We start from the raw sequence: 21,905 nt of genomic DNA, 5'->3' as shown, positions 1-21,905 counted from the left end.
CCAAGTGGAGTCGGTCTCGGCCCGCAGCCATCAGGCGGTATCGGACCAACGCGGCCAGATCGAACAGGTGGCCACGGCCATGAACCAGATGTCAGCCACCGCCCAGGAAGTGGCGCGCAGCGCAGCCGCTGCCGTCAGCAGCGCCCACAGCGTTAATGATGAAACCGTCAGCGGCCGTGGCCTGGTGCAATCCCAACAGGGCAGCATTGCGTTGCTGGCGTCGGAAATTGATCAGTCGGTACGGGTGATTAACCAATTGGCCCTCGACAGCCAGTCCATCAGCCGCGTCTTGGAAGTGATCAAGAGCATCGCTGAACAAACCAACCTACTGGCGCTCAATGCGGCCATCGAGGCGGCCCGGGCGGGCGAGCAGGGCCGCGGATTTGCCGTAGTCGCCGACGAAGTGCGCACCCTGGCCCGACGCACGCAGCATTCCACCGAAGAAATCGAGCAGATGATCGCCAAGCTGCACAGCGGTGTTGGCGCGGCGGTGAAAGCCATGGGTAGCAGCCATCAAATGGCGAATGGCACGGTCGGGCAGTCGGAAAAGGTCCAGCAGGCCTTGGAAAATATCCTCGGAGCTGTGGGCATGATCGTCGATCAGAACCAGCAAATTGCGGCAGCCGTGGAGCAGCAGACTGCCGTGGCCCATGACATCGACCAGAACATTGTGGCGATCAATCGTGCAGGAGAGCATGCCGCGCAGGGTGCGCATCAGACTGAAGAGGCCAGTCGGCAATTGTCACAGCAGGTTGTTGAGTTGAAGCAACTGATCGGCGCGTTTCGGGTGTAGGGAAAAGCTGTAGGGTTGATTCCCAAGGTGTGTGGCGTATGTCCTGTTTCGTCCGTTGACCTTTTTTCTCCGGCAGAATGGGTGAGAATTTGTTTCACCATATTCACTGCGTCTCGGAGGCTCAACCATGACGGCGGTAATCGTCGGTGTCAGAGGGCATTGCGCCCACTGCGACATTACTTTTGAACTCAAGCCCTGGCAGCTTAACGCCATTGCCATCAATGAGCCTTTTGATTGCCAGTATTGCCACAAGGTCTTGCAACTGTGTTGCCCCAAACAGCTCAAGCAGTTCAAGTCTCTGGATAACCTGGCGCTGTTGCGGCCGAGCATGATTGTGTTGACCTGCGCGGCCCTGCTGGTGGCGTTGGTGGCGGAATGGATAGGCCTGATCAGTGTGATCGGGCAACTCAATGTGTCGCTGGTGGCGGTGCTGATTTACTTCCTGACGTTGCGTTATGCCCGCCACCGTCAACACATGACATTGACGCTGCAGGCGATCAATCCGGTCAGGGATTTACCAGTTGAACAGCTCACACCCGTTGCGCGTGCTCGCCTCGGCCAGGGCTGATGGGCTGATGCCCATTCGTTCGGCCAGCGCGATGCAAATCTGCGGTAGATGTTCGGGGCTGTTGCGCTGACCGGGGTACATGACGGGCGCCATGTCCGGTGAGTCGGTTTCCAGCACCACCGAGTCCAGTGGCAGTTGGGCTATCACCTTGTGCATGCGCAGGGCCTGAGGCCAGGTGGCTGCGCCCCCCAAACCCAGTTTGAAACCAAGCTTGATGTATTCACGGGCTTCTTCCTGGCTGCCGGCAAAGGCGTGGATGATGCCGCCTCGTGGCAGGCGAATACGCTTGAGGGTTGCGATGACGGCGGCATGGCTGCGTCGAACGTGCAGCAGCGCCGGTAACTGGAAGTCCACCGCCAGTTTCAGTTGGGCTTCAAACAAGGCTTGTTGACGTTCACGGTCCAGATGTTCGAGGAAGTAATCCAGGCCAATCTCACCCACCGCACACAGCTGTCGATGCCCTTTTAAGCGGGTCAGCCAGTCCCCCAGTTCAGTGAGGTCGGCCGGTCGATGGTCATCGAGATACACCGGATGCAGCCCGAAGGCCGCGTACAAATCCGCGTCTTGCTGCACCAGATCCCACAGGCGCTGCCAGTTCTGCTGATAAACCCCCAGCACCACCATTCGCCGTACGCCCAACTGGCGACTGTGGTTCAGGACTTCATTGCGATCGGCATCGAAGTCCGCAAAGTCCAGGTGAGTGTGGCTGTCGATCAGCTCCACGCTCAGGCCTCGTGAATCCGCTGCTTGAACGTGCGGCTGATAGCATGCACGCCCGGCTGGTACTGCTCTTCTTCAATGGCCGCCAATGCCAGGCGCAGCGCCGTCTCGGCGATCAACGAGTGCTGCTGGGCCATGGCGTTGACCGGCAACGGCAGGAAGTCCAGCAACTGGGTATCGCCGAAGGTCCCCAGGCGCAGCGGCCGGGACTTGAGCGGGAAGTCGTGCAGCGCGTCGAAGACGCCTTGCAGCAGTACGTAGGAGGTGGTCACCAGCGCGTCAGGTAAATGCCCAAGGCGTTGCAGCAATTCTTCCATCAACTGTCGGCCACAGTCGCGACTGAAGGCCTCGCCGTGTTCGATCAGCACCTCACCGGTGAAACCGTTCAGGGCTTCCTTGAAGCCTGCAGCACGCTCCTGGCTGATGCTCAGTTCTGGCCGGGCGCCGATCAGCACAATCTGCCGGGGCACGGGTTGCAGCAAGCTGCTGGTCAATTGTTGGCATGCCTGGTGGTCGTCGCTGACCACCGAGCAGAACTGGGTAGGCGCCATCACCCGGTCGATGGCAATCACCGGCAGGCCCTTGGCTTGCAGCTCGCGGTAGCTGTCGTCGCTGGCCGGCAGGCAACTAGCGACGAACAACGCATCGCAGCGCCGGGCGCGGAACAGCTTCAGCAACTGGCGCTCGCTGTCGGCGTCGTCGTCGGAGCTGGCGATCAGCAATTGATAGCCACGCGCCCGTGCGCCTTGTTCCAAAAGCTTGGCGATCCGTGCGTAACTGGGGTTTTCCAGATCCGGAAGAATAAAGCCCAGGGTACGGGTGTGCCGGCTGCGCAGCCCGGCGGCCTGGGGGTTTGGCGTAAAGCCATGTTCTTCAACCACCGCACGCACCCGTTCGACGGTTGCGCTGCTGATGCGTTGCTGTTCGGCCTTGCCATTGATGACATAGCTGGCGGTGGTGACTGACACACCGGCTATGCGCGCGATATCACTGAGTTTCAAACCGGGATTTCCTTGTTTTTTGGAGCTTGCCCCGACATTTTGTCCAATCGTAACCGATTCCAGCAGACGACCATTGTCTCAGCTCAAGCGCCGAGTGGCGCTTCAAGCATGCTTAATTAACGCGTAACCTGCCATAAATTCTAGATTAAACGTTTCAGCAAGCGTATTTTTACGATTATCGCGACGGGGTTGATCCTGCCAACTGACCACCCAGTCAATTTTTTCGAACGCATTTGCACTGATTTATTCAAAATAATACCTAGTGCGCCCGGCGCACTCACTAGGAGAACGGCATGCTTGAGCTCACCATAGAGCAGATATCCATGGGCCAGACGGCTGTGGATAAGTCTGCTGCCTTGCACCTGCTCGCAGACAAACTGGTGGCCGACGGCCTGGTCGCCGATGGCTACCTCAGTGGTTTGCAAGCCCGTGAAGCCCAAGGCTCGACCTTTCTTGGCCAAGGCATCGCCATCCCCCACGGTACCCCCGAAACCCGCGACCAGGTGTTCGCCACCGGCGTGCGGCTGCTGCAATTCCCTGGCGGCGTGGATTGGGGTGATGGCCAGATCGTTTACCTGGCGATCGGCATTGCCGCCAAATCCGACGAACACCTGCGTCTGCTGCAACTGCTGACCCGTGCCCTTGGTGAAACCGACCTGGGCCAGGCGTTGTGTCGTGCCAGTTCCGCCGAAGCCCTGTTGAAGTTGCTGCAAGGCGCGCCGCAAGAACTGGCGCTGGATGCACAGATGATTGGCTTGGGTGTGTCCGCCGATGATTTTGAAGAGCTGGTGTGGCGCGGCGCCCGGCTGTTGCGCCAGGCCGATTGCGTGAGCAATGGCTTTGCCGCCGTGCTGCAACAGGTTGATGCACTGCCGCTGGGCGATGGCCTGTGGTGGCTGCACAGCGAGCAAACGGTCAAGCGTCCTGGCTTGGCCTTCGTCACCCCGGACAAGCCCATGCGTTACCTGGGCCAGCCCCTGAGCGGCCTGTTCTGCCTGGCCAGCCTCGGCGAAGCTCATCAAGCCTTGCTCGAACGCCTGTGTGCCTTGCTGATAGAGGGCCGTGGCCAGGAACTGGGCCGTGCCACCAGCAGCCGTGCAGTGCTGGAAGTGCTTGGCGGTGAACTGCCGGCCGACTGGCCAAGCGTACGCATCGCCCTGGCCAACGCTCACGGTCTGCACGCACGGCCAGCGAAGGTCCTCGCGCAACTGGCGAAGCGTTTTGACGGTGAAATCCGCGTTCGCATCGTTGATGGCGACGTCAGCGCAGTGTCGGTGAAAAGCCTGAGCAAGCTGCTGAGCCTCGGCGCACGCCGTGGCCAGGTGCTGGAGTTTGTCGCTGAACCGGGCATTGCCGGTGATGCGTTGCCGGCCCTGTTGACTGCAGTGGAAGAAGGGCTCGGAGAAGAAGTCGAGCCGCTGCCTGTAGGTAACGCCGTACACCCAACCGTCGACATCGAACCGCAGATCAGCGCGCCGTTATCCGGCAGCCTGATCCAGGCCATCGCCGCTGCGCCTGGTATTGCTATTGGTCCGGCGCATATTCAGGTGCTGCAACCCTTCGAGTACCCGCTGCGTGGTGAAACGACCGCTATTGAACGCCAGCGCCTGCATGCTGCGCTGACGGATGTGCGCCAGGATATCCAGGGCCTGATCGAGCGCAGTAAATCCAAGGCCATTCGCGAAATCTTCATCACCCATCAGGAAATGCTCGACGACCCGGAGCTCACCGACGAAGTCGACACCCGACTCAAGCAGGGCGAAAGTGCCGAAGCCGCCTGGATGAGCGTGATCGAAGCTGCCGCCAAACAGCAGGAATCACTGCAGGACGCCTTGCTCGCCGAGCGCGCCGCCGATCTGCGTGACATTGGCCGCCGAGTCCTGGCGCAATTGTGCGGTGTCGAAACCGCGCAAGAACCGGACGAACCCTACATCCTGGTGATGGACGAAGTCGGCCCATCGGACGTCGCGCGCCTGGACCCTGTACGAGTCGCCGGCATCCTCACCGCCCGTGGCGGCGCCACAGCTCACAGCGCCATCGTCGCCCGTGCCTTGGGCATTCCCGCATTGGTGGGCGCAGGCCCTGCGGTTTTGCTGCTGGCCTCGGGCACACCGCTGCTGCTGGATGGCCAGCGCGGTCGCCTGCATGTGGACGCCGACGCGGCCACCTTGCAACGCGCCACTCAGGAGCGCGATACCCGCGAACAACGCCTGCAAGCTGCTGCCGCCCAGCGCCACGAGCCAGCCTTGACGCGCGACGGCCATGCCGTGGAAGTGTTCGCCAATATCGGTGAAAGCGCCGGTGTTGCCAGCGCGGTGGAGCAGGGCGCCGAAGGCATTGGTTTGCTGCGCACCGAACTGATTTTCATGGCCCATAAACAGGCGCCGGACGAAGCCACCCAGGAAGCCGAATACCGCCGTGTGCTCGACGGCCTCGGCGGGCGTCCGCTGGTGGTGCGGACCCTGGATGTCGGTGGCGACAAACCGCTGCCATATTGGCCGATTGCCAAGGAAGAAAATCCCTTCCTCGGCGTGCGCGGTATTCGCCTGACCCTGCAACGTCCACAGATCATGGAAGCGCAACTGCGCGCACTGCTGCGCTCGGCGGATAACCGGCCGCTGCGGATCATGTTCCCCATGGTCGGCAGCGTCGATGAGTGGCGTCAGGCCCGGGACATGACCGAGCGCCTGCGCCTGGAAATCCCGGTGGCTGACTTACAGTTGGGCATCATGATCGAAGTCCCGTCGGCTGCCTTGCTGGCGCCAGTGCTGGCCAAGGAAGTGGACTTTTTCAGCGTCGGTACCAACGACCTGACCCAGTACACCCTGGCCATCGACCGTGGCCATCCGACGCTCTCGGCCCAGGCCGATGGCCTGCACCCGGCGGTGCTGCAACTGATCGATATCACCGTGCGTGCGGCCCATGCCCATGGCAAATGGGTCGGTGTGTGTGGAGAGTTGGCGGCAGACCCGTTGGCCGTTCCGGTGCTGGTTGGCCTGGGTGTGGATGAGCTGAGCGTCTCGGCCCGCAGCATCCCCGAGGTCAAGGCGCGGGTGCGTGAATTTACCTTGAACCAGGCCCAAGGCCTGGCGCAGCAAGCGCTGGCGATGGGCACTCCCGCGCAAGTGCGTGCCCTTGTGGAGGCCGTGTAAATGGCAAGGATTTTAAGCCTGACGCTGAACCCGGCGTTAGACCTGACAGTGCCATTGACGCGCCTGGAACCAGGCGCAGTCAATCGCAGTGGAGCCATGCTCACCCACGCGGCCGGCAAGGGCGTCAATGTCGCCCAAGTGCTGGCGGACCTGGGCCATCAGGTGACCGTGAGCGGCTTTCTCGGCGAAGACAATCCACAAGCGTTCGACGCGTTGATCGCTCGCCGTGGTTTTGTCGATGCCTTCATCCGCGTCCCCGGAGAAACCCGCAGCAATATCAAGATCGCCGAGCAGGACGGTCGTGTCACTGACATCAACGGACCCGGCCCGGTGGTCAGTGAGCAGGCGCAACAGGCATTGCTCGATCAGTTGACGCGGATTGCTCCTGGGCATGACGCGGTGGTGGTCGCCGGTAGTCTGCCCCGTGGCGTCAGCCCGCAGTGGTTACAAGGCCTGCTGGAGCAACTGAAAAGCCTGGGCTTGAAAGTCGCGCTGGATACCAGTGGCGAGGCCTTGCGTGCCGGGCTCAGGGCAGGCCCTTGGTTGATCAAACCCAATACTGAAGAACTGGCTGAAGCTCTGGATTGCCCGGCGGACTCGGTCGCGCAACAGGCCCTGGCCGCCGTACGGTTGCATGCCCAAGGTGTCGAACACGTGGTGATTTCCCACGGTGCCGACGGCGTTAACTGGTTCAGTCCGGGTACGGCGCTGCACGCTACGCCGCCCAAGGTCACGGTTGCCAGCACCGTAGGGGCAGGGGACTCACTGCTGGCGGGAATGCTCCACGGTTTGCTCAGTTTCGATGTGCCAGAAACCACCTTGCGCCGGGCCACGGCCATTGCCGCAATGGCCGTGACGCAGATCGGTTTTGGTATCAGCGATGACGCGCAGTTGGCGCGTCTCGAAAGCGGCGTCCACGTGCGCACGCTGACAGAACAATAAGAGGGTTTGTCATGAAGTTAGCCATTGTTACTGCCTGCCCCAACGGCATGGTCACCAGTGTGCTGTGCGCCCGCTTATTGGACGCCGCTGCCCAGCGCCAGGGGTGGAGCACCAGTGTCGAAGTGGTCGACACGCAGCACCCGGAGCGTCAATTGTCGGCGGCGACGATTGAGGCGGCTGAGTGGGTGTTGCTGGTCAGCAGCACACCCGTGGATAAGCAGCGGTTTGTCGGTAAGCGCGTGTTCCAGAGTACGCCGGCGCAAGCGTTGCAAGATGTCGAGGCCGTGTTGCGCAGGGGGGCCGAAGAGGCCCAGGTGTATGTCGCGAGCGAGGCTGTGGTCGCACCCAAAAGCGCGCCGCGTATTGTCGCGATCACCGCATGCCCAACCGGCGTTGCCCACACCTTCATGGCTGCCGAAGCCTTGCAACAAACGGCCAAGCGCTTGGGTTATGACTTGCAGGTGGAAACCCAGGGCTCGGTGGGCGCTCGTACCCCGCTGAGTCCGGAAGCGATTCGTGACGCCGACGTGGTACTGCTGGCAGCGGATATCGAAGTCGCCACCGAGCGTTTCGCCGGTAAGAAAATCTACCGCTGCGGCACTGGCATTGCCCTCAAACAATCGGAAGCCACCCTCAATAAAGCACTGGCCGAAGGTAAGCAGGAAAGCGCCGCCAGCGGTGCAGCAGCCAAGACCGAGAAGACCGGGGTCTACAAACATCTGCTGACCGGTGTGTCATTCATGCTGCCGATGGTGGTGGCTGGCGGTTTGTTGATCGCGTTGTCCTTCGTCTTTGGTATCCATGCGTTTGAAGAAAAAGGCACGTTGGCCGCAGCCCTGAAAACCGTCGGTGACCAGGCGTTCATGCTGATGGTGCCGCTGCTGGCGGGTTACATTGCCTACTCCATCGCTGACCGTCCCGGCCTTGCGCCGGGGATGATCGGCGGCCTGCTGGCGAGTACTCTGGGTGCAGGGTTTATCGGCGGGATCCTGGCGGGTTTCCTCGCCGGTTACTGCGTAAAGTTGATCAGCCGCGCGGTACGTTTGCCGCAAAGCCTTGAAGCCCTCAAACCGATCCTGATCATCCCGTTGCTGGCGAGCCTGTTCACCGGCCTGGTGATGATCTACCTGGTAGGTCCGCCGGTGGCGCATATGCTCACCGGGCTGACGGACTTCCTCAGCAATATGGGCACAGCTAACGCGGTGCTGCTGGGTATCCTGCTGGGCGGGATGATGTGCGTCGACCTGGGTGGGCCGATCAACAAGGCGGCCTATGCGTTTTCCGTCGGGTTGCTGGCGGCGCAGAGCGGCGCACCGATGGCAGCGACCATGGCCGCCGGCATGGTGCCGCCGATTGGCATGGGCATCGCCACGCTCCTGGCGCGACGCAAGTTTGCCCAGACCGAGCGCGAAGCGGGCAAGGCGGCGTTGATCCTCGGTATGTGCTTTATCTCCGAAGGGGCGATCCCGTTTGCGGCCAAGGACCCATTGCGGGTGATTCCGGCGAGCATCGCCGGTGGTGCATTGACGGGTGCGCTGTCGATGTATTTCGGCTGCAAGCTGATGGCGCCCCATGGCGGGTTGTTTGTGATGCTGATCCCGAATGCGATCAACCATGCGCTGTTGTATTTGCTGGCGATTATCGCCGGGAGTGTGTTGACGGCGGTGGTGTATGCGTTGATCAAGCGTCCCGAGGTGGTCGAGCTGACAGTCGCCCCCGCTAAGACCTGACACGGTCAATGTAGGAGCTGTCGAGCCCCTGCGAGGCTGCGATGGGATCACCTCGGTATACCAGACAGACCGAGGTGCTCGCCTCGCTGCCTCGCTAAAGCTCGAGAGCTCCCACCGTCGATCTGTCACATCCCTTTCATCCTGGCGTGCTTAAGTTTCTCTTTTGATCCAGCAAAGGGGAACCCTCCATGAGCCACTTTGACCTCGGCCGTCGCCGTGTGATGCAAGTCGTCGGGGCCGGTCTGTTGTTGCCTGGCCTTGCGCCGGCGGTGATTGCGTCGGTCAAGGACCGGCCGCAACTCACCGATGGTGTGCAGTCCGGCGACTTGCTGGGCGACCGGGCGATGATCTGGAGCCGCAGTGACCGTCCCGCGCGGATGGTGGTGGAGTGGGACACCCGCAGCGTGTTCAGCAACCCGCGCCGATTCGTCTCGCCCCTGGCTGACGGGCGTACCGATTTTACCGCCCGCGTCGAGCTGACCGGGCTGCCCGCCGACCAGGCGATTTTCTACCGCGTGCAGTTTGAAGACGCCCAGACCGGCGTCGCCAGCGAGCCGTGGTTCGGCCACTTGCGCAGCGTGCCGCAACAGCGCCGGGACATCCGTTTTGTGTGGAGCGGCGACACCGTCGGGCAAGGCTTTGGCATCAACCCGGACATCGGCGGCATGCGCATCTACGAAGCCATGCGCCTGCGCCTGCCGGACTTCTTTATCCACAGTGGCGACACCATCTACGCTGACGGCCCGGTACCGGCGCAGTTGCCCACCGAAGGCGGGCGTATCTGGCGCAACATCACCACTGAAGCCAAAAGCAAAGTCGCTGAAACCCTGGATGAATATCGCGGCAACTATCGCTACAACCTGATGGACGAAAACATCCGCCGCTTCAACGCCGAAGTGCCGCAGATCTGGCAGTGGGACGACCACGAGGTGATCAACAACTGGTCGCCGAGCAAGCAACTGGATGACCGTTACCAGACCAAAGACATCAACACCCTGGTCGGTCGCGCGCGCCAAGCCTGGCTCGAATATGCACCAATGCGCCTGCAGAGTGCCGATCAGGGTGGGCGCATCTATCGCAAGCTCAGCTACGGGCCGCTGCTGGATGTGTTCGTGCTCGACATGCGCAGCTATCGCGGGCCCAACGATGACAACCTGGGCGCAGAAAAACCCTTTCTAGGGCGTGAGCAGTTGGACTGGCTCAAGCGCGAACTCAAGGCCTCCAAGGCCCAGTGGAAAGTCATTGCTGCCGACATGCCCATCGGCCTCGGCGTGCCCGACGGTGAAGTCAGCCCAGGCGTGCCGCGCTGGGAAGCCATCGCCAACGGCGACCCGGGGCCGGCCCAGGGCCGTGAGTTGGAAATCGCTGAACTGCTGGCGTTCCTGCGGGCGCAAAACGTGCGCAACCATGTGTGGCTGACCGCCGATGTGCACTACTGTGCGGCCCATCACTATCACCCTGATCGGGCGGCGTTTCAGGATTTTGAGCCGTTCTGGGAGTTTGTTGCGGGGCCGCTGAATGCGGGGAGTTTTGGGCCCAATGTGCTGGACAAGACCTTCGGGCCGCAGGTGGTGTTCGAGAAGGCACCGCCGGCGCAGAACACGTCGCCGTTTGCCGGGTTTCAATTTTTTGGGGAAGTGCAGATTGATGGGCAGACGGCGGAGCTGACGGTCATTTTGCGGGACCTGGATGGGGTGTCGGTGTTTGAGCAGAAACTGCAACCGGTGTGAGGGACATGCCTTTCAAGGCCTTTGAAAAACAGTCTTACGGCTAACACCGAACCTGTGGCTGCTTTCTGTAGCCGCTGCCGAGGTACGAGGCTGCGATGGGCTGAGTAGCGGCCCCAAGGCGGCGGTCCTGCGGCCCGCATCGCAGCCTCGTACCTCGGCAGCGGCTACAGGGACAGTACTTGCTCTTGATGGACCTGTTTTTTCAAAGACCTTGAAGGGGCTGGCCCTAAAGCCCACCTCCTGCCACGCGTAGTGACACCCGTTACCAAATGAAATATATTCGCATTCATGCAGGTTCACCCCCTTCAGGATGCCGCAGTGCCAGCCCATCACCCCCTCATGCAGCCCGATTCGCCGCGCAATCGCCTGGTCGGTCTGCTCTATAGTGACCACCACGGCTGGCTGCACAACTGGCTACGCAAAAAACTCGGATGCTCCCAACGTGCGGCGGATCTCGCGCAGGACACCTTCATTCGCCTGCTGACCCTGGCCGAACCCGAGCGCCTGCAAGAGCCGCGCGCCTTCCTCACCACCACGGCGATTCGCCTGCTGATCGATGGCGAACGCCGACGCAAGCTGGAACGCGCCTACCTCGCGGTGCTGGCCCATGAAAGCGCCGACGCGGCGGCTATCAGCCCTGAAGAACTGCATCAAATGCTTGAACTGCTGGAGTCGGTCGCCCGCCTGCTGGACGGCCTGGCGGAAAAACCCCGGCAAGCCTTTCTGCTCAACCGCCTGGACGGTTGGACCCACGCGGAAATCGCCGAGTACCTCGGCGTTTCGAAAAGCATGATCAAACAGTACATCGCCCAGGTCATGGTGCATTGCTACACGCTGCTGTACGTACCAACGCCGTGAACCGATCCGAACCCACGCCCGAGCAAGTCGCCGCCGCCGCCCAATGGTTGTCGGTGCTGCATTCCGGTGAGGCCGATGAAAGCCAGCGTCAGGCCTGTGCGGTTTGGCGTGATGCCGATCCGGGGCACGCGCTCGCGTTGTCGCGGCTGGAGATTCTCTGGGGACGTTTCGACGGCTTGCCCGCTTCCCATTCGCGCAAAATCCTGGAACGTGCCTTCGCCGCCCAGCGCAAGCCGGCTCTGCGGCGAGCCGGTACGGCGTTGGTCTTGCTGGTTGCGGCAACCGTGGCCTGGCAGGGCGTACGCCAGGCGCCTGTGTGGCTGGCGGACCAGCGTACTGGCGTGGGCGAACGTCGCTCAATGATGTTGGAAGACCACAGCCAATTGCAGCTCAACAGCGATTCAGCGGTGGATATTGAGTTTGACGGCCAGCGCCGGCTGATCGACCTGCGGCGCGGAGAGCTGTGGGTCGAAGTGGCCAAAGACCCGAAACGTCCTTTTGTCGTGCGTACCGAACAAGGCACAGTCACAGCGCTGGGGACGCGCTTTTTGGTACGGCGCGAAGACGGCCAGACCCGCGTGACTGTGCTTGAATCAGCCATCGCTGCCCAGCCATCCAAAAAGTCGAGCCCGCCAGCGCGGGTGGCCGCCGGACAGCAAGCGCTGCTGTACGCCGATCACGTTGATGGCCTTACCACCATAGGCATCGCTGACCCTGCCAGTTGGACCCGTGGCGTGCTCAAAGTCGATGACCGCCCGCTGCTGGAAGTGCTCGATGAGCTGGCACGCTATCGCCGTGGTGTTCTGCATTACGACCGCCAGGCATTGGCCGGGTTGCGGGTGTCGGGCTCGTTCCCGCTGGACAACAGCGACGCCGCCCTTGCTGCGTTGCAGACCAGCCTGCCGATTCGCCTGCAACGCTTTACCGACTGGCTCGTAGTGATCAAGTCCGACAAATAAATTCAGCGCGCACTGTCCCTTTGCCCATCTCGCCCGTCATGGCCTGAGAAACCTAAATAAAACTTCCAGGAATCGCCCCCCATGACCCGCCCTGTTGTCCGGCTGCATCCCCTTGCGGCTGCACTGTTTCCGATTTTCCTTGCTGGCAGCGTGTTGCCGGCGGCTGCCGATCAATCGGCGTCGCAGCAAAGTCGCGTGCAAAGTTTCCGCATCCCAGCCGGTGAATTGGGCGTCGCCCTCAGCACCCTGGCCGAGCAGGCCGGTGTGGCCCAGGCGTTCGACCCGGCGCTGACTCGTGGCAAGCAGACGACAGGCCTGAGCGGTAGCTACAGCCTGGAGATCGCCCTCGCACGTTTGTTGGCCGGCAGCGGTCTGGAAGCCGTGCAGGTCGGCGCCACCTATCGTTTACAGGCGGTGCCGCAAGGGGATGGCAAGCTGCAGCTGGACAGCCTGTCGATCACGGCGCCCGAGGTTGATCAAACGCTGCTGGGCGAAGTCGACGGCTATGTCGCCCAGCGCAGCATCAGCGCCACCAAGACCGGCACACCGATCCACGAAACCCCGCAATCGATCTCGGTGATCACCCGCGAGCGCATGGATGCCCAGGGCGTGCAATCGGTGAACGAGGCGCTGCGCTACACGCCGGGGGTTTCCAGCTACGGCGCCAACAATCGCTCCGACTGGTACACGGTGATTCGCGGGTTCACCCCGACCACTTACCTGGACAGCCTGCAACTGCCAACCACCACCAACCTCGCCAGTTGGATGGTGGACCCGTACATGTTGGAGCGGGTCGAAGTGCTGCGCGGCCCGGCCGGTGTGCTGTATGGCCAGGGCGACCCTGGTGGTGTGATCAATCAGGTGTCCAAGCGCCCGAGCGCGATTGCCGCCAACGAAGTGCAGGTGCAATACGGCACCGATGCGCGCAAGCAGGTCAGCTTCGACAGCACCGGACCGCTGGATGAGCAGGGTGTGTGGTCGTACCGCATGATCGGTGTGCTGCGTGACCAGAACATCAAGGACACGCCGTGGCAGGACAAGCGTCAGTCCCTGGCACCGTCCCTGACGTTCCAGCCGGACGAGGACACGCGCCTGACCGTGTTGGCGTCCTGGCTTTACGATGACAGTAATGGCGGCGATGGTTTTTACCCCGCTGCGGGGACCATCAACTTCAACCCCAACGGCCACATCCGCCGCGATGTATTCCCTGCCGACAAGGCGTTCCAGAAGTACGAGAAAAAGCAGTTTTCGCTGGGCTATGAATTCTCCAAACGCCTGAACGATACCTGGCAAGTCCGTCAGAACCTGCGTTACTCACGGCTGGATCTGGACGACAACATGATCTACGGCACCGGCTTTGAACCGGGCTCGCTGACCACCATTTCCCGGACGGCCGAGATCGATGACTTCACCTACAAACGCTGGACTGTCGACAACCAGGCCCAGGCTGATTTCACCGCCGGCGGTATCGATCAAACGCTCTTGATCGGCCTGGATTACCAGCACCAGAACAGCAGCGAACGGGATGTTTATACGGCGGCGCCGTCACTGAATCTCTACAACCCGGTGTTTGTGCCGTTCGATCCATCAGTGTTCAACGACCCGCAGAAAAGCTCGCGCTACCGGCCTGATTCGACCCTGAACCAGACGGGCTTGTACCTGCAGGACCAACTCAAGCTGGATGATCACTGGCGCCTGACCTTGAGCGGTCGCTATGACTGGGCCCGTTCTGAAACCAACGAGCAGGTGGCCGGCACCCACGTCGAGCAAAAGGACGAGGCCCTCAGCGGTCGGGTGGGCGTGGTGTACCTGGCGGATAACGGTCTGGCGCCTTACGCCAGTTATTCGACGGGGTTCACACCGAACTCAGGCATCGATGCCAACGGCAAACCCTTCGATCCCACCGAAGCCGAGCAGTACGAAGTCGGGATCAAGTTCAGTCCCAAGGACAGCAATGCCTCGGTGACGGCAGCGGTGTTTCAGATCACCCAAAGCAATGTGACGACACCGAGTCCACTGAACCCCAATTTCAGTGTGCAAACCGGCGAGATCCGTTCCCGTGGCTTTGAGCTCGAAGGTACTGCCAGCCTGAGCCGTGAACTGGACCTGATCGCCAGCTACACCTATCAGGATGTGAAGATCACCAAGGCCAACGATGTCAGCCAGGGCAAGACCCCGACCTTCATTCCGATCCCGCGCAACATGGCTTCGCTGTGGGCGGACTACACCTTGCGGGACGGCTTGTTGAAGGACTTCGGCGTGGGAGCGGGTGTGCGCTATGTCGGCGCCAATCCGGGTGGTGCGGACAACTCGCTGGAGGTACCGTCGTACACCGTGTTCGATGCCTCGGCGCACTACCAGACAGGGCCGTGGAAGTTGGCGCTCAATGTCACCAACCTGACTAACGATCAGTACATCTCCGGCTGCTATGACGCCACGCGCTGCCTGTTTGGCAACCCGCGTACGGCAGTGGCCTCCGCCACCTATCGCTGGTAATCCCGGTCAGTGTGGGAGCTGCCGAGCTTTAGCGAGGCTGCGATAGCGGTGGGTCAGGCAACATCTGTGTTGGCTGGTCTGACGCCATCGCAGCCTCGCTAAAGCTCGACAGCTCCCACATTTGATCCACGGTGGTATGGGATCAGTAAACATCCCGGCGATAACGGCCTTGCTCGATCAGGCGTTCAACGGCCTCACTGCCCAAGACCTCCACCAACACCTGATCCACGCCTGCCGCCATGCCCTGCAAACTGCCACAGACATAAATCGCCGCACCGTTGGCCAGCCATTTACGCAGCACATCGGCGGATTCGCGCAGGCGATCCTGAACGTAGATCTTTTCCTCTTGATCCCGGCTGAATGCCAGGTCCAGCAGGGCCAGATCACCGCTGGCCAGCCAGCCTTGCAACTCGTCCTGGCAGTGGTAGTCGTGGGCGATATTGCGTTCACCGAACAGCAGCCAGTTACGTTGCTGGCCGTCGACAATCCGCGCCTTGAGCAGGCTGCGCAGCCCGGCGAGGCCGGTGCCGTTGCCCAGCAGAATCAGCGGCACCGGCTCGCTCGGCAAATGGAAACCGCTGTTGCGCCGCAGGCGCAGGCTGATGCCTGAGCCGATGCTCGCGTGTTCGGTCAACCAGCCGGAGGCCAGGCCGAGGCTGCCGTCGGGGTGGCGTTCCTGGCGCACGATCAGTTCCAGCACGCCGTCACTGGCAATCGAGGCGATGGAGTATTCGCGCATGGCCAACGGCACCAGCGCATCCACCAACGCCTGGGCGTGCAGGCCCACCAGATGGGTGCGATTGTCTGGAAGTTGGCGGCCGGCCAACGCTTGATCAAGGGTTTGGGCCAGGCCGTCGACGTGTACGCCGTCGCTGCCGGCTATGCCGAGGCCAGCAAGGAAGTGTTCGATGGCCCAAGGGCCATTGCGCGGCAGTACTTCGACCAGATCGCCGGCCAGCCAGGTCCGTGGACCCGGTGGCGTCAGCCCCAGCAAGTAGACGCCAGAACCGCTGCTGTCCGGGTTGAGCAGGGCGCGCTGGCTCAAGGTCCAGTTTTCGTAGCTGGGGCTGGCCCATGCGGCGGTCGGTGCGTGGCCGGTGAGTTGGCCCAGTTGTTGTTGCCAGTGCAGCAAGGCGTCGCTGTCGCCGCTGTCGACTTCAACCGGGGCGAACAACGGGTTGCCACCCTGGTTGGTCAGCCAGAAATGCAGGCGTCGGGCAAAGCCGCAGAAGTGCTGATATTGCCGATCGCCCAGGGCCAGCACCGAGTAGTTCAAGCCGTTGAGGGACAAGTCTCGACCCAATACGCTGCGCTCGAAACCGCGAGCGCTGTCCGGTGCCTCGCCGTCGCCGAAGGTACTGACTACGAACAGTGCATTTTCTGACTGGCGCAAGTCGTCTTCGCTGACGGTGCCCAGGGATTGCACCTTTACCGGCAAGCCGGCGGCCTGCAATTGTCCTGCGGTCTGCCAGGCCAGTTGTTCGGCAAAACCGCTCTGGCTGGCAAAGCCGATCAGCCAGGCTGGCGCATCGCTGGGGTTTTCACTCAGGCCTTTACGGGCGTCTCGGACCTGGCGTTTTTTGCGGCGACGGTCCAGGTACAGCAGCCAGCCGGTGATAAAGAACAGCGGCATGCACAGGGCGGTGATGGTCAGGATAATGCGTCCCACCAGGCCGAAATAACTGCCGACGTGCAGCGCGTAAATGCTGGTCAGCAACTGTGCCTTGAGGCTTTTGCTCGCGTATTGATCATGGCGTTTGACCTCGCCCGTGGCCGGATCCAGGCTGATCTGGTTCAGTGCCCGGTCATGGGGAGAATCCTGCAACAGATAGAACACGGTGGCCGGTTGGCCTGCGACCGCTGGCATGCGGATGTTGTAGGCGCTTAACTTCGGTCCGGCATTGCTGTAGATGCTGCTCCACATCGCCTCGTAATTGGCAATTGGCGCCGGGCCTTCAGGGGGCGGACCGCGCTTGCGCATCCGCTCGTTTTGCGGAGCGTCCGAGAGCAATTTATTGAGGCCCTGGCTGTACCACTCGTAGGACCAGGACAGGCCGGTCAACGCCGCCAACAGGTAGAACAGCAGGCACCAGGTGCCGAATACCGAGTGCAGGTCCCAGTTGAAACTGCGGCCCTTTTTGCGCCAGTCCAGGGTCAGCCAGGCACGCCAGCTCGCCACTTGGCGCGGCCAACGCAGGTACAGGCCGGACAGGCAGAAGAACACCAGGATCAGCGTACAGGCCCCGGTGATTTGCCGGCCGGTGTCACCCATGGCCAGGAAGCGGTGCAGTTGCAGCATGAGGCCGAAGAAATCCTGGCCGACGGCGTCGCCCATATAGTCGCCGGTGTACGGGTCGAAGTAGCGCATCTGGCCGCGACGCTCACCGGGTGGCGGGGTGAAGAACACCCGGGCGGCGTTGCCGCTTTCGCTCTCTACCCAAAGCATCGAGACGACCTTGCCTTCAGTGGCTTCCAGTTTGCGCACCAACTCGGCGGGCGGCAGCACCCCGGCCGGGCGCTTTTCGACGGTGAGCACTGTTGGGTTGAGTGCCCGAAGGATTTCATCCTGGAACGAGACCGTGGCGCCGGTGATCCCCATCAAGGCCAACACCAGCCCGGCCGTAATGCCGAAGAACCAATGCAACTGGAACAGGGTTTTCTTCAACACGTCGGACTGCCTCGTTCATCTGAATATATTCGTCACGGCGCGCATTATGCCGTGGGTTGTCGAGAAACATTCTGTTTTACACACAAAAACCCCACGCATCCGATGCGTGGGGTTTTACCGGCTATCGCCGCCGTTGTAGCCGCTGCCGAGGCACGAGGCTGCGATGCGTGTCCGCAGGACCGCCTTTCGGGGTCTGCTACGCAGCCCATCGCAGCCTCGTGCCTCGGCAGCGGCTACAGCGGTTACATCAGAAGTGGAAGCTGGTGGTCAACAGCGCCGTACGACCGGCCGCCTGGTTGGCGAAGTGCGCCGCGTAGGCTTTGTCGTAGTAGGTCTTGTCGGTCAGGTTCTGCACGTTCAATTGCAGGTCGACGTTCTTGGTCAGCTTGTAGCTGGCCATGGCGTCGTAGCGGGTGTAGGACGGTACGTAAACGGTATTGCCCGCGTCGCCGTAGACTTCGTCGACATAGAACGCGCCGCCGCCGATGGTCAGCTTCGGGGTCACGTCGTAGGTGGTCCAGAGGCTGAAGGTGTTCTTCGGCGTGTTGGGCATTTCGTTGCCTTTGTTGGAGCCGGCACTGACCACACCGTTACGACCGTTGAGGCCTGCGTCTACCAGTTCGCTTTTCAGGTAGCTGTAGCCGGCGAACATCTGCCATTTGTCGGTGATCTTGCCGCTGGCCGACAGTTCCAGACCATCAACGCGGGACTCACCGGCGTTTTGGTAGGTCATGGAATCCACCAGGATTCGGGTGTTTTTCTTCTCGGTACGGAATACGGCAGCCGTCAGGGACAGGCGATCGTGGAACACGTCCCACTTGGTACCCAGCTCGTAGTTGACGGTTTCTTCTGGTTTCAGGTCGCTGGTGGAGGCGCCAGCAGACAGGGGATTACCATCGGCGCCTTCGCCTACAAGGCCACCGGCTGGAGAGGCCGAGGTGGCGTAAGACGCGTACACGCTACCGTTTTCCATCGGCTTCCAGACCAGGCCGGCCTGCCAGTTGAAGAACTGGCTGTCGTCCTTGATCTTGCTTCTTCCGGCCGCCGCGTTGGTGTTGGCCACGGTGTCGAAGGTGTCGTAGCGCAGGCCAACGTTCAGCAGCCATTTCGGATCGAGTTCGATGGTGTCGAACACGTACGCGGCGCGGCTGGTGGCCTTGGTGTTGGTGCCGTAGTAGTTGCGTACGGCACTGCCGGTCCAGTTGTCGTCCGGAGTCGGGTTGCTCAGTGAGGTACAGCTGCCGCCCAGGCTACCCTTGCTCGGATTACAGGTCGGGTTGGCGTTGGGTGTGACGGTATAACCGCTGGCGCGGGTTTCTTCGCCAGTGAATTCCAGGCCAGTGGAGTAGGAGTTCTTGAAGCCCAGCGCCTGGAACGTACCAAACAGGTCAGTCTGGTTGGTCGTGGTTTCAGTTGTGGTCACGCGGGTGTTGGCGCGACGCCAAACGGTACCGAACTGGTTGACGTTGTGCTGGCTGTCGTCCGGCTGGGTGAGGATGTAGTCCTGACCTGTGTTGCCATGACGCAGGGTGTTTTTCAGCGTCATGTTGTCGTTCAGGTCGTGCTCGATGGCGAACGTGGCGATATCGGCGCGGGTCTTGCGGAAATCGCGGTCTTTCAGGCCGTAGAAGTTGTTGCTGTTGCCGCCATCGGTAGGCTTGTCATGCACGTGGACAGCCTTTGGACCGCTGTTGCTGTAACCATACGGAATCCCCGAATCCGGCAGATCGTTACTTTCCATATGGTAGTAGCTGAAGTTGACGCGGGTCGGTGTGCCCAGGCCAAAGGTCAGCGACGGGGCGACGCCCCAGCGGTCGTAGTTGATGGTGTCGCGACCGGCCACGTTCTGTTCGTGGCTCATCAGGTTCAGGCGGAACGCGGCGTTGTCGAGGAACTGACGGTTGACGTCGAGCACATAGCGACGGGTCTGGTCGGAGCCGTAGGTGAAGCCGCCATTGGTGAAGTCTCGCGCCTGTGGCGTCTTGCTCACCAGGTTGAGGCTGCCACCGGCCGAGCCGCGGCCGCCGAAGGAAGAGTTCGGGCCTTTGCTGACCTCGATGGACTCAATGTCGAAAATTTCCCGGCTCTGGCCGCCGGTGTCGCGCACGCCGTCGAGGTAGGTATCGCCCTGGGCATCAAAGCCGCGAATGAACGGACGGTCGCCCTGCGGGTTGCCACCTTCACCGGCGCCAAAGGTAATCCCCGGTACAGTGCGCAAGGCATCCTGCAACGAGGTGGCGGCGGTGTCCTTGAGGACTTGCTGTGGCACCACGGTGACCGAACGCGGGGTATCCACCAGCGGCGCCGTGTACTTTTGCGAAGAGGCTTTTTCTACCTGATAGGACGTCGCGTCCTGTTCTTGCCCGGTGATACTGGTCGCACCCAGGGAAATGCTGTTGCGCTCGCTTTTTTGTTCGGTGTCTTCGGCCGCTTGAGCCAGGTGGGCTGCTGAGCTGGCGCTGATGGCAACGCCGATGGCCGAGGCCAGCAAGCGAGGTGAATTGACCGGTGTTTTTATAGAAGTGCGCGACATGACGTGTCCTTTCCCCAAGGATGTGAAGCCGCGGAATATAGTGTTAACAAGTATTTCTATCAATTGCGATACATTACTATTCGCATTGAATTTACATTCTTTACACTTTTTGCTTACGGTTTTTACGATCTCGCTCGTCTATGGGGTCGTGGTGGGGTTGTGCATGGCCAATAAGAATCACTACCATTGGCATCCCTCTGCCCCCAGGTATTGCCCCATGTTGCTGCACATTCCCGGCCTGTTCTCTCGCGAGGAAGTGCTGCGCATCCGCGAAGCCCTGGAGCAAGCCGATTGGGCCGACGGAAAAATCACCGCTGGGCATCAGTCGGCCAAGGCCAAGCACAATCTGCAATTGCCGGAAGGCCACCCGCTGGCGCAGGAAATCGGTGCGGCGATGCTCGACCGCCTGTGGAAAAATCTGTTGTTTATGTCCGCGGCGTTACCGCACAAAGTCTTTCCGCCTCTGCTCAATTGCTACACCGCGGGCGGCAGTTTCGACTTTCATATCGACAACGCCGTGCGTCAGCCCAAGGGCAGCCACGAACGAGTGCGCACCGACCTTTCATCCACGCTGTTTTTCAGCGACCCGGATGACTATGACGGCGGCGAACTGGAAATCCAGGACACTTTCGGCCTGCAGCGGGTCAAGTTGCCGGCCGGGGACATGGTGTTGTACCCAGGTTCCAGCTTGCACAAGGTCAACGCCGTGACCCGTGGTACCCGCTACGCCTCGTTTTTCTGGACCCAGAGCCTGGTGCGCGAAGACAGCCAGCGCACCCTGCTGTTTGAAATGGATGGCGCGATCCAGCAACTGACCACGGATGTGCCGGACCACCCGGCGCTGATCCAGCTCACCGGCACCTACCACAACTTGTTGCGCCGCTGGGTCGAGGTCTGACCATGGGCTTTCATCTGCGCCGTGAAGAAGTGCTGGACGGTGAGCAACTGCGCGCGATGCTCGACGAATCCCCGGTGCGCGCCGCCCAGGCAATCCTGATCGCCGCGAAAGAGGGCGTGACCGATGCCCAGGCGCTGCTCGGGCAGATCCTGCTGGAAGGTCGCGGGATTGAGCGCGACGAGGCACTGGCATTGCGCTGGTTTCAGATTGCGGCCCAAGGCGGGCACCTGATGGCGCGCAATATGGCGGGTCGGTGTTTTGAGCATGGCTGGGGTTGCGACGCCAACGCGGGTGCGGCTGCTCGGGAATATCGTCTGGCAGCAGACGCCGGGTTGGACTGGGGTTTGTACAACTACGCGAACCTGCTGGCGACCGGTCGGGGTGTGGCCTGCGATCAGCCCCAAGCGCTGAGGTGCTACCGAGAGGCGGCAGAGTTGGGGCACGCCAAGTCGATGAACCTGCTGGGGCGTTATCTGGAAGAGGGCCAATTCTGCCCACAGGATTTAAACGCAGCGGTTGAGTGGTATCGGCGGTCAGCCGTCGGCGGGGATTTTCGCGGGCAGTTCAGCTATGCGGCGGTATTGGCGGGCCAAGGCCAGACCGAGGCTGCCCTGGAATGGCTGCGCAAGGCGCTGGTGGGCGGGAATCTGAAGTTTTTGCGGGTGGCCCACATAGCGCTGTTGCGATCTGAGCAGCAGCAGGTTCGCGATTTGGCCGAAGACTACCGGTTACGTGCCGCACAGTTGGCTGAAGAGTCGACTCCAGTCGGTTTTTCTTAGACGAACCGCAATCAGTTGCCTACCTATGGCGTTGCCTATTCTCTTCGGTGTTTAGGAGTGCTTGACCTTTTTCTCTGA

At 61.4% G+C, this 21,905-nt stretch carries 15 protein-coding genes; 11 read left to right on the top strand and 4 right to left on the bottom strand.

What is annotated here, in order from left to right:
- Positions 1-79 precede the first annotated feature (79 nt).
- Both GNF76_RS29940 and GNF76_RS13105 read left to right on the top strand, forming a co-directional pair.
- A complete protein-coding gene (locus GNF76_RS29940) occupies positions 80-793 on the top strand; it encodes a methyl-accepting chemotaxis protein (RefSeq protein WP_379652630.1) in 714 nt (237 codons plus the stop codon).
- A gap of 127 nt (positions 794-920) precedes the next feature.
- Positions 921-1,361, top strand: coding sequence for a hypothetical protein (locus GNF76_RS13105; protein WP_155583566.1), 441 nt, complete (start codon positions 921-923; stop codon positions 1,359-1,361).
- Here the strand turns inward: GNF76_RS13105 and GNF76_RS13100 are convergent.
- Entirely contained in the window at positions 1,308-2,084 is a 777-nt protein-coding gene (locus GNF76_RS13100) for a TatD family hydrolase (RefSeq protein WP_178123313.1), read from the bottom strand. The genes GNF76_RS13105 and GNF76_RS13100 overlap by 54 nt on opposite strands.
- A 2-nt stretch (positions 2,085-2,086) precedes the next feature.
- Complete coding sequence (gene cra, locus GNF76_RS13095) at positions 2,087-3,082, bottom strand: catabolite repressor/activator (RefSeq protein WP_155583564.1); 996 nt, start codon at positions 3,080-3,082, stop codon at positions 2,087-2,089.
- A 293-nt stretch (positions 3,083-3,375) separates the two neighbouring features.
- On the opposite strand from cra, the gene ptsP reads away from it, so the two are divergent.
- From ptsP to GNF76_RS13060, 7 genes are all read left to right on the top strand, one after another.
- Positions 3,376-6,234, top strand: a complete 2,859-nt coding sequence (gene ptsP, locus GNF76_RS13090) for a phosphoenolpyruvate--protein phosphotransferase (protein WP_155583563.1) — start codon at positions 3,376-3,378, stop codon at positions 6,232-6,234.
- Positions 6,235-7,176 carry a 1-phosphofructokinase gene (pfkB, locus tag GNF76_RS13085; RefSeq protein ID WP_155583562.1) on the top strand — a complete coding sequence of 314 codons (942 nt, stop codon included), beginning with the start codon at positions 6,235-6,237 and terminating at the stop codon, positions 7,174-7,176.
- An 11-nt stretch (positions 7,177-7,187) separates the two neighbouring features.
- Complete coding sequence (locus GNF76_RS13080) at positions 7,188-8,906, top strand: PTS fructose-like transporter subunit IIB (RefSeq protein WP_155583561.1); 1,719 nt, start codon at positions 7,188-7,190, stop codon at positions 8,904-8,906.
- 188 nt (positions 8,907-9,094) lie between these two features.
- A complete protein-coding gene (locus tag GNF76_RS13075) occupies positions 9,095-10,636 on the top strand; it encodes an alkaline phosphatase D family protein (protein ID WP_155583560.1) in 1,542 nt (513 codons plus the stop codon).
- A gap of 339 nt (positions 10,637-10,975) precedes the next feature.
- Positions 10,976-11,494 carry a sigma-70 family RNA polymerase sigma factor gene (locus GNF76_RS13070; RefSeq protein WP_155583606.1) on the top strand — a complete coding sequence of 173 codons (519 nt, stop codon included), beginning with the start codon at positions 10,976-10,978 and terminating at the stop codon, positions 11,492-11,494.
- Entirely contained in the window at positions 11,491-12,453 is a 963-nt protein-coding gene (locus GNF76_RS13065) for a FecR domain-containing protein (RefSeq protein WP_178123312.1), read from the top strand. Before GNF76_RS13070 ends, GNF76_RS13065 begins: the two co-directional genes overlap by 4 nt.
- Positions 12,454-12,534: 81 nt before the next feature.
- Positions 12,535-14,949 (top strand): TonB-dependent siderophore receptor, encoded by a 2,415-nt coding sequence (locus GNF76_RS13060; protein ID WP_155583558.1) that lies wholly within the window; start codon positions 12,535-12,537, stop codon positions 14,947-14,949.
- Between the two features lie 142 nt (positions 14,950-15,091).
- Here the strand turns inward: GNF76_RS13060 and GNF76_RS13055 are convergent, their stop codons facing one another.
- Entirely contained in the window at positions 15,092-17,617 is a 2,526-nt protein-coding gene (locus GNF76_RS13055) for a PepSY domain-containing protein (RefSeq protein ID WP_178123311.1), read from the bottom strand.
- A gap of 247 nt (positions 17,618-17,864) precedes the next feature.
- Positions 17,865-20,150 (bottom strand): TonB-dependent receptor, encoded by a 2,286-nt coding sequence (locus tag GNF76_RS13050; RefSeq protein ID WP_155583557.1) that lies wholly within the window; start codon positions 20,148-20,150, stop codon positions 17,865-17,867.
- A gap of 217 nt (positions 20,151-20,367) precedes the next feature.
- On the opposite strand from GNF76_RS13050, the gene GNF76_RS13045 reads away from it, so the two are divergent.
- Positions 20,368-21,048, top strand: coding sequence for a Fe2+-dependent dioxygenase (locus tag GNF76_RS13045; RefSeq protein ID WP_155583556.1), 681 nt, complete (start codon positions 20,368-20,370; stop codon positions 21,046-21,048).
- A gap of 2 nt (positions 21,049-21,050) precedes the next feature.
- Complete coding sequence (locus GNF76_RS13040; RefSeq protein ID WP_155583555.1) at positions 21,051-21,827, top strand: tetratricopeptide repeat protein; 777 nt, start codon at positions 21,051-21,053, stop codon at positions 21,825-21,827.
- Positions 21,828-21,905 lie beyond the last annotated feature (78 nt).

It is taken from the genome of Pseudomonas spelaei, from assembly GCF_009724245.1.
Taxonomy (GTDB): domain Bacteria; phylum Pseudomonadota; class Gammaproteobacteria; order Pseudomonadales; family Pseudomonadaceae; genus Aquipseudomonas; species Aquipseudomonas spelaei.
Note: the sequence above shows the minus strand (reverse complement) of the source record. Positions and strands in the feature narration are given on the sequence as shown.

Excerpts from the sequence above, each read along its gene's own strand:
- GNF76_RS29940 (WP_379652630.1), top strand. The coding sequence starts at position 80 with ATGAACCAGATGTCAGCCACCGCCCAGGAAGTGGCGCGCAGCGCAGCC.
- GNF76_RS13105 (WP_155583566.1), top strand. The coding sequence starts at position 921 with ATGACGGCGGTAATCGTCGGTGTCAGAGGGCATTGCGCCCACTGCGAC.
- ptsP (WP_155583563.1), top strand. The coding sequence starts at position 3,376 with ATGCTTGAGCTCACCATAGAGCAGATATCCATGGGCCAGACGGCTGTG.
- pfkB (WP_155583562.1), top strand. The coding sequence starts at position 6,235 with ATGGCAAGGATTTTAAGCCTGACGCTGAACCCGGCGTTAGACCTGACA.
- GNF76_RS13080 (WP_155583561.1), top strand. The coding sequence starts at position 7,188 with ATGAAGTTAGCCATTGTTACTGCCTGCCCCAACGGCATGGTCACCAGT.
- GNF76_RS13075 (WP_155583560.1), top strand. The coding sequence starts at position 9,095 with ATGAGCCACTTTGACCTCGGCCGTCGCCGTGTGATGCAAGTCGTCGGG.
- GNF76_RS13070 (WP_155583606.1), top strand. The coding sequence starts at position 10,976 with ATGCAGCCCGATTCGCCGCGCAATCGCCTGGTCGGTCTGCTCTATAGT.
- GNF76_RS13060 (WP_155583558.1), top strand. The coding sequence starts at position 12,535 with ATGACCCGCCCTGTTGTCCGGCTGCATCCCCTTGCGGCTGCACTGTTT.
- GNF76_RS13050 (WP_155583557.1), bottom strand. The coding sequence starts at position 20,150 with ATGTCGCGCACTTCTATAAAAACACCGGTCAATTCACCTCGCTTGCTG.
- GNF76_RS13045 (WP_155583556.1), top strand. The coding sequence starts at position 20,368 with ATGTTGCTGCACATTCCCGGCCTGTTCTCTCGCGAGGAAGTGCTGCGC.
- GNF76_RS13040 (WP_155583555.1), top strand. The coding sequence starts at position 21,051 with ATGGGCTTTCATCTGCGCCGTGAAGAAGTGCTGGACGGTGAGCAACTG.